This is a genomic window from Streptomyces adustus, assembly GCF_009377175.1.
Taxonomy (GTDB): domain Bacteria; phylum Actinomycetota; class Actinomycetes; order Streptomycetales; family Streptomycetaceae; genus Streptomyces; species Streptomyces adustus.
In genome coordinates, this window is record NZ_VJZD01000344.1 from 1 (window position 1) to 7,901 (window position 7,901).

Here is a 7,901-nt window from a genome sequence, read left to right on the forward strand (position 1 = left end):
GCGCGGTCGGAAGTATATAAGAGACAGCGCGGAGGCGGGCGGCTTGGCGGGCGCGGTCCGGGGCGCGCCCGCGGCCGTCGTCTCCGCGTCGACGAGTTCGCCGATCCGGACTCCCGACCGGCGGCCCTCCAGATGCAGCCGGCCGACGTTGACCCGGTCCTGGGCGAGCAGCGTCAGCACGGCGCCGCGGCCCGCCGGGTACGCGGCGACATAGCCGTACACCCCGCGCACGAGCAGCTCACGGAACTCGCCCTGGCCGGTCGCGTCCGACAGCCGCGCCACGACGCCGAGTGCCGTGGCGGTGAGCGCGGCCACCGTCTCCGGTGCCACGCCGGGGGTGTCCTGGGCGAGGACGTGACCGTCCGCGCTCGCCACGAGGGCGCCGGTCAGCTGGGGCACCCGGGCCCTCAGCCGGCACAGCTCCTCGCGTATGTCGGGCTCGGCCGCCATCAGCTCTCTCCTTTCGGCGAGGGGTCGCTGTCGCGGGCTCTGCCGTTCAAAGGGCCTCCAGCGCATCCCTGAGCCTCTTCAGCAGCGTGATGTCGGGATCGGACACGGAAAGGACCGCGGGGACGGGCGGGGACACCCGGACCGGCGGCGGCTGCGGCGCCACCAGCCCGGCCGCCGCCAGCCGTCGTACGTCCACCAGCGTGTGGAACGCCTGTCTGCCCAGCTCCCGGGCGATGTCGGTCGCGGTGCGCACACCGTTCACCAGGGTGAGCACGGCCGACTGGCGGGCGGTGACCGCGGGCGCCGCCGCCGGGGCGACCCGGATCAGCGGTGCGCTGTCGGCCAGCGGATCCGGCCACACGCGCCGCAGCAGCTCGCGCCTGCGGAGCGTCTCGCGCTCCATGACGTCCACGGTGACCGGGCGCACGGTGCCGGGCTGGTGCCCGCCGCCGTAACGGAAGCGGCCCGGGGTGCTGCTCGGCGCGAGGGCGAAGTAGGCGGCGTCGAACAGCGCCCCCAGGTGGCACAGTTCCAGCGCGCCCGCGGTGAGCCGGCCGCGGTCGACCACCAGCCGGACGGCGCCGGACTTGCTGCCGGTCTGGGCCAGAGCCTCCTGCCAGGTCGTGGCGTCGAGCGTGCCGTGGGTGGTCAGCAGCACGTCGAAGCCGGGTGCGTGCGGGCTCTCGGCGTGCACCACCTCGCCGTCGGCGAGGTGGAGCGAGCCGTGCTCGCGGACGAGGACACCGGTGGCCCGCTCGGCGGCGAGCCGGGTGAGCATCGGCGAGAGGCCGCCCGCCCCCTCGTGCGCCGCCGACCGGTCCCGCACCGGCAGCCGGGGCGGCGGAGTGGTGCCGATCACGGTCATGCGAGCACCAGCCGTCCGGCCATCTCGCCCAGCCGGATGCGGGCCAGCGCGAGGTTGCCCTCCGCGCGGGCCAGCCACACGTGCAGGAACACGCTGCTGTCGAACGGTGTGGGCACGAACCGCAGCAGGTGGTAGCTGTCGCGGTTGCTGAGGATCAGATCCTCGACCGGCAGCGCCGTGGCGCCGCCCAGTGCCCCGCCGTCGCCCGGCGCGAACGCCCGGTGCTCGGCGGCCAGCCGGGCCAGCTCCGCGGCCTCCACGGCGGCCGCCTCGTGGTCACCGCCCGGCGACTCCCCGACGACACCCAGGGCCAGCCCGCTGGTCCAGTCGACCAATGCCGCGCCCCGGGCGCCGGGCAGTCGCATCGCTTCCAGTAGGCACTCGTCGATTCCGGGCACCGTCGCTCCCCTCCCACCTGGGGTCCGGCTGAGTGACCAAGAAACTACGCACCGTCGCGGGCGGCTGGTGGGGATCTGGCATTTCCCGGTGGAACATGCTGAGGGTGACTAGGGTGGGTCGGCTGTGCAGGTTTTCCTACGGGATGACCTGCATGCTCACCTGTGTATCTGTCTGTACGCCGTCCCTACCCGGTCGCCCGGCGCCCTCGCCGGGTCCGCGCGTGCGCCCGCCCCGGCTCTCCGGCCGCCCGTACGGGTGTCCCGGCCGGGTCGGAGTTTCACTCGTGTGGGTGAGCGTGTCCGGGAGCTCGCAGGTGGGTGAGCGCCGACGCGTGCGCTCCTCCCGACTCGGCGACGATCTCCTCGACCGTCTGGGGCTCGCGCACGGTCGCGAAGACCGTGCGGCCGCCGTCGTCCGGGGCGAAGCCGTAGACGCCCGGCCGGGCCAGCGAGTTGTAGGCGTAGTGGTGGGCGAAGCAGTACGCGCCGGTGTCCAGCGCCGCCGCGTGGTCCCCCTGCTCCAGCAGGGGCAGCGCCTGACCCCGGGCCAGCAGGTCGCCCGCGAAGCAGGCCGGTCCTGCCACGTCCTGCACGACCGCGGGGCCCTGCTTGGGCCGCCCCTTCGCGTCGTACCCGGCGATCCGCAGCGGCCAGGACTCCGGCGCGTACACCGTCCTGGTCGCCACCTGCACACCCGCGTGGGTGACCGCGACCCGGCGCCCGCCGGCGCTCTTGGCGTACTCCACCCGCGCCACCACGGTCCCGTGCTTGGCCAGCAGCGACCGCCCGAACTCGGTCACCAGTGCGTACCGCCCGTCGAACAGCCCCGGCACGGCCTCGCGCAGCAGCCGCGCGTACTGCGCGTACGTCGGAGCCGTGACGTCCGAGCCGAAGTTCACCGGCAGTCCGCCGCCGATGTCGATCGTGTCGATCTGCGGCCGCCCGATCCGCCGGTTGATCTCCTCGGCGAGCGCGTGGACCTCCGCCACGCCGCGCGCCATCAGCGACAGCGGGATGCCCTGCGACCCGGTGTGCGTGTGCAGCCGGCTCAGCCACGGCCGGTCCATGAAGGCCCGCACGACCCACTCGCGCGCTCCCTCGTCGCGCAGCGCCACCCCGAACTTCGAGGTGGCCGTGGCCGTGGACAGCGCCTCGATGGAGCCCGCGCCGAGCTGCGGGTTCACCCGGACGCCGAGCGGGGAGCGGCTGCCGGCCGACCGTACGAGGGCGTCGAGGCGCTCCAGCTCCTGGGGGTTGTCGGCGTTGACGGCGATGCCGAACGCCAGCGCCTCACGCAGTTCGGCGGGGGTCTTCGCAGGCGAGTCGAGCACGGTGCGGGACGGCGGCATCCCGGCGGCCCGGGCCAGCGCCAGCTCGCCGGGGCTGGCCACCTCCGCGCCGATGCCCTCCTCGCGCAGCAGCCGCAGCACCGGCACCAGCGGGGTCGCCTTCACCGCGAAGGCGTGCAGCACGGGGGTGCCGGGCGCCACCACGGCGTCGAACGCGGCCCGCAGCGCCGCCGCCGACTCCCTGATGCCGGTGACGTCGAGCAGGGCGACGACACGGGCGCCGGGGCCGAGCAGTCCCTGTTCCACCGCGGCCCGCACCGCGTCGTCGCGCCGCGCGACCCGCTCGGTGTCGGATCCGCCGCGCGAGCCCACGTGGGTGCCGCCGCCGACTCCGGCACGGTCGGGGCGGCCCGCGCTCGGGCCGTGGGCGCCGAAGCCCCGGGCGCCTCCGCTGTCGTCGTTGCCCACTGTGTCCCCCGTCGGGTCGGCCTGCGGCTCGCGTGCCATGCATTCAGCCAAACACCCACGACCCGCCCACGTCGACGGCCCCATGTGTTGACTAGTTCTATTCAGATAGTCAGGATGTGAATAACGACAGCAACAATCCGCTAGGAGGCAGACCATGTCAGGACCCCGCCCCGTACGAGCCCCGCGTGGTACGGAACTGAGCGCCCTGGGATGGCAGCAGGAAGCCGCCCTGCGGATGCTCCAGAACAACCTCGACCCCGAGGTCGCCGAGCACCCCGACAAGCTGGTCGTCTACGGCGGCACCGGCAAGGCCGCCCGCGACTGGCGCTCCTTCGACGCCATGGTCCGCACCCTGCGGACGCTGAAGCAGGACGAGACCATGCTGGTCCAGTCCGGCCGCCCGGTCGGCGTCATGCAGACCCACGAGTGGGCCCCGCGCGTCCTCATCGCCAACTCCAACCTGGTCGGCGACTGGGCCAACTGGGAGGAGTTCCGCCGCCTGGAGCAGCTCGGTCTGACCATGTACGGCCAGATGACGGCCGGCTCCTGGATCTACATCGGCACCCAGGGCATCCTCCAGGGCACCTACGAGACCTTCGCCGCCGTCGCCGCGAAGAAGTTCAACGGCACCCTGGCCGGGACCATCACCCTCACCGCCGGCCTCGGCGGCATGGGCGGCGCCCAGCCGCTGGCCGTGACGATGAACGACGGCGTCGCGATCTGCATCGACGTCGACCCCCGCGCCATCGAGCGCCGCATCGAGCACCGCTACCTGGACGTGAAGGCCGACTCCCTGGAGCACGCCCTCCAGCTCGCCGTCGAGGCCCGCGACCAGCGCAAGCCGCTCTCCATCGGCCTGCTCGGCAACGCCGCCGAGCTGCTGCCGCGGATGCTCGCCGAGGGCGCGCCCGTCGACATCGTGACCGACCAGACCTCGGCCCACGACCCGCTCGCCTACCTCCCGGTCGGCGTCGACTTCGACGACATGGCCGACGCGGCCGCCAAGGACCCGGCCGGCTTCACCACCCGAGCCCGCGAGTCGATGGCCCGGCACGTGGAGGCGATGGTCGGCTTCATGGACGCCGGTGCCGAGGTCTTCGACTACGGCAACTCCATCCGCGGCGAGGCCCAGCTCGCCGGGTACGACCGCGCGTTCGCCTTCCCCGGCTTCGTCCCCGCCTACATCCGCCCCCTCTTCTGCGAGGGCAAGGGCCCCTTCCGCTGGGCGGCCCTGTCGGGCGAGGCCTCCGACATCCACAAGACGGACAAGGCGATCCTCGACCTCTTCCCGGAGAACGAGTCGCTGCACCGCTGGATCAAGATGGCCGGCGAGCGCGTCCACTTCCAGGGCCTGCCCGCCCGGATCTGCTGGCTCGGCTACGGCGAGCGCGACAAGGCCGGTGAGCGCTTCAACGACATGGTGGCGTCCGGCGAGCTCGCCGCCCCCCTCGCCATCGGCCGCGACCACCTCGACTGCGGCTCCGTCGCCTCCCCGTACCGCGAGACCGAGGCCATGCTCGACGGCTCCGACGCGATCGCCGACTGGCCGCTGCTGAACGCCATGGTGAACGTCGCCTCCGGCGCGTCCTGGGTCTCCCTCCACCACGGCGGCGGCGTCGGCATGGGCCGCTCCATCCACGCCGGGCAGGTCTCCGTCGCCGACGGCACCAAGCTCGCGGGCGAGAAGATCCGCCGGGTGCTCACCAACGACCCGGGCATGGGCGTCATCCGGCACGTCGACGCCGGTTACGACATCGCCGAGTCCGTCGCCGACGAGCGCGGGGTCCGGGTGCCGATGCGCGAGGGCCAGGAGGAGGACTCCGCGTGACGTTCCACAGCATGTGGGCGGAGCTGCTGCCGATCGGCCGCAGCTCCGCCTCCGGCGGCTACCGCCGCTTCGCCTGGACCGCCGCCGACGCCGAGTGCCGGGCCTGGTTCGAGGAGCAGGCCCGCACCCGCGGGATGACCTACGAGCTCGACCGCAACGGCAACCAGTGGGCCTGGCTCGGCGACCCCGCCCAGGGGGACGCGGTGGTCACCGGCTCGCACCTCGACTCCGTGCCCGACGGCGGCGCCTTCGACGGGCCGCTGGGCGTGGTGTCCTCCTTCGCGGCCCTGGACGAGCTGCGCGCCCGTGGCGCCCGGCTCGACCGGCCGCTGGCCGTCGTCAACTTCGGTGACGAGGAGGGCGCCCGGTTCGGGCTGGCCTGCGTCGGCTCCCGGCTCACCGCCGGAGCGCTCACGGTCGAGCAGGCGCACCGCCTCACCGACGGCGACGGCATCACCCTGCCGCAGGCGATGGAGGCCGCGGGTCACGACCCCGAGGCCATCGGCCCCGACCCCGAGCGGCTCGCCCGGATCGGTGCATTCGTCGAGCTGCACATCGAGCAGGGGCGGGCGCTCGACCTGTCCGGCGACCGGGTCGGCATCGCCAGCGCCATCTGGCCGCACGGACGCTGGCGGTTCGACTTCCGCGGCGAGGCCAACCACGCCGGCACCACCCGGCCGGAGGACCGGCGCGACCCCATGCTGCCGTACGCCGAGACCGTCCTCGCCGCCCGCCGCGAGGCAGAACTCGCCGGAGCCGTCGCCACCTTCGGCAAGATCTCCGTCGAGCCGAACGGCGTCAACGCCATCCCCTCCCTGGTGCGCGGCTGGCTCGACTCGCGTGCCGCCGGGCAGGAGACCCTGGACACCGTGCTCACCGCCATCGAGAAGGCGGCCCGCGCCCATGCCGAGAGCCACGGCGTCGACCTGGACGTCGTCCGCGAGTCGTTCACGCCGGTCGTCGAGTTCGACCACGCCCTGCGCGACGAACTCGCCCGCGTCCTGGGCACCGACACCGACCTGAAGGTGCCCGTCCTCGGCACCGGGGCGGGACACGACGCCGGCATCCTCTCCGGCAGCGTCCCGACCGCCATGCTGTTCGTGCGCAACCCCACGGGCGTCTCGCACTCCCCGGCCGAGTCCGCGGCCGAGGACGACTGCACGGCCGGGGTGAGCGCGCTCGCCGACGTACTGGAAGGGCTGGCCCGCAGGTGAACCGGAACCACCCGCAGATCCACACACGGACGTACTGGCTGGAGCACGCCTGGCTCGACACCCATGTCGAGCCGGGCGTGGCCCTGGAGGTGTCCGGGGGCCGGATCACGGCCGTCCGCACCGGCGTCGCCACCCCGCCGCCCGGCGCCGAGATCCTGCGCGGCCTCACCCTCCCCGGCCTCGCCAACGCCCACAGCCACGCCTTCCACCGCGCCCTGCGCGGCACCGTCCAGGTGGGCTCCGGCACCTTCTGGACCTGGCGCGAGGTGATGTACTCCGTCGCCGACCGGCTGACCCCGGAGACCTACCACGCGCTCGCCCGCGCCGTGTACGCCGAGATGGCACTGGCCGGCATCACCGCGGTCGGCGAGTTCCACTACGTGCACCACGCCCCGGGCGGCACCCCCTACGCCGACCCCAACGCGATGGGGGAGGCCCTGATCGCGGCCGCCGCCGAAGCCGGCGTGCGCATCACCCTCCTGGACACCGCCTACCTCTCGGCCGGCTTCGGCGAGCCGCCCAACCACCACCAGCTGCGCTTCTCCGACGGCAGCGCGGACGCCTGGGCCGAACGCTGTTCAGTTCTCAAGGAACGGGACCACGCACGGATCGGGGCCGCGATCCACTCCGTACGGGCCGTGCCCGCGGACCAGCTGGCCACCGTGGCGCGATGGGCGCAGGAGCGGCGGGCCCCGCTGCATGTGCACCTGTCCGAGCAGACCGCCGAGAACGACGCCTGCCTGGCCGCCCACGGCCGCACCCCGACGCAGCTCCTCGCCGACCACGGTGTGCTCGGTGTGCACACCACCGGCGTGCACAACACCCACCTCACCGACACCGACATCGCGCTGCTCGGCGACTCGGGCACCGGCACCTGCATGTGCCCCACCACCGAACGCGACCTGGCCGACGGCATCGGCCCCGCGGTCGCCCTCCAGCGGGCCGGCTCCCCGCTCTCCCTCGGCTCCGACAGCCACGCCGTCATCGACCTGCTCGAAGAGGCGCGCGCGATGGAGCTGAACGAGCGGCTGCGCACCCGTACCCGCGGCCACTGGACGGCCGCCGCACTGCTGCGCGCCGCCTCCGCCGACGGCCACACCGCCCTGGGCTGGACCGACGCGGGCAGCCTCAAGCCGGGCGCCCTAGCCGACTTCACGACGGTCGCGCTCGACTCGGTCAGGACGGCGGGACCGGTGCCCAGGCTCGGTGCCGAGACGGCCGTATTCGCGGCGACCGCCGCGGACGTGCGCCACACGGTCGTCGGTGGCCGTCAGGTCGTACGGGACGGGGCGCACACGCTCGTCCCCGACGTGCCGCGCGAGCTGGCGGCCGCCGTCGAAGCCCTGCACGCCTGACCGGGCGCCGGGCGCCCGGTCAGGCGTGCAGGGC

At 74.0% G+C, this 7,901-nt stretch carries 7 protein-coding genes; 3 read left to right on the forward strand and 4 right to left on the reverse strand.

What is annotated here, in order from left to right:
• The 4 genes from FNH09_RS42605 to FNH09_RS42620 all read right to left on the reverse strand — a co-directional run.
• Positions 1 to 450: roadblock/LC7 domain-containing protein (locus FNH09_RS42605; RefSeq protein ID WP_152895233.1), on the reverse strand; the 450-nt coding region annotated here is incomplete at its 3' end.
• Positions 451 to 496: 46 nt separating this feature from the next.
• A complete protein-coding gene (locus tag FNH09_RS42610) occupies positions 497 to 1,315 on the reverse strand; it encodes a transcriptional regulator (RefSeq protein ID WP_152895234.1) in 819 nt (272 codons plus the stop codon).
• The gene (locus tag FNH09_RS42615) at positions 1,312 to 1,713 is read right to left on the reverse strand and encodes a hypothetical protein (RefSeq protein WP_162469934.1); all 402 of its coding nucleotides are present in this window, start codon (positions 1,711 to 1,713) and stop codon (positions 1,312 to 1,314) included. Before FNH09_RS42615 ends, FNH09_RS42610 begins: the two co-directional genes overlap by 4 nt.
• Positions 1,714 to 1,991: 278 nt before the next feature.
• Positions 1,992 to 3,509: a type III PLP-dependent enzyme domain-containing protein gene (locus FNH09_RS42620; protein ID WP_152895235.1), complete on the reverse strand. Its 1,518-nt coding sequence runs from the start codon at positions 3,507 to 3,509 to the stop codon at positions 1,992 to 1,994.
• Positions 3,510 to 3,624: 115 nt separating this feature from the next.
• Between FNH09_RS42620 and hutU the strand changes: the two genes are divergently transcribed.
• From hutU to FNH09_RS42635, 3 genes are read left to right on the forward strand one after another with little or no spacing between them, the layout of a single operon-like run.
• A complete protein-coding gene (gene hutU, locus FNH09_RS42625) occupies positions 3,625 to 5,298 on the forward strand; it encodes a urocanate hydratase (RefSeq protein WP_152895236.1) in 1,674 nt (557 codons plus the stop codon).
• Positions 5,295 to 6,512 carry an allantoate amidohydrolase gene (locus tag FNH09_RS42630; protein WP_162469935.1) on the forward strand — a complete coding sequence of 406 codons (1,218 nt, stop codon included), beginning with the start codon at positions 5,295 to 5,297 and terminating at the stop codon, positions 6,510 to 6,512. The genes hutU and FNH09_RS42630 overlap by 4 nt, the downstream gene beginning before the upstream one ends.
• Entirely contained in the window at positions 6,509 to 7,867 is a 1,359-nt protein-coding gene (locus FNH09_RS42635; RefSeq protein ID WP_420802837.1) for a formimidoylglutamate deiminase, read from the forward strand. The genes FNH09_RS42630 and FNH09_RS42635 overlap by 4 nt, the downstream gene beginning before the upstream one ends.
• Positions 7,868 to 7,901: the final 34 nt, after the last annotated feature.

What these genes read in the sequence shown, in the direction of transcription:
- FNH09_RS42610 (WP_152895234.1), bottom strand. Translation starts at nt 1,315, where the DNA reads ATGACCGTGATCGGCACCACTCCGCCGCCCCGGCTGCCGGTGCGGGAC.
- FNH09_RS42620 (WP_152895235.1), bottom strand. Translation starts at nt 3,509, where the DNA reads ATGGCACGCGAGCCGCAGGCCGACCCGACGGGGGACACAGTGGGCAAC.
- hutU (WP_152895236.1), top strand. Translation starts at nt 3,625, where the DNA reads ATGTCAGGACCCCGCCCCGTACGAGCCCCGCGTGGTACGGAACTGAGC.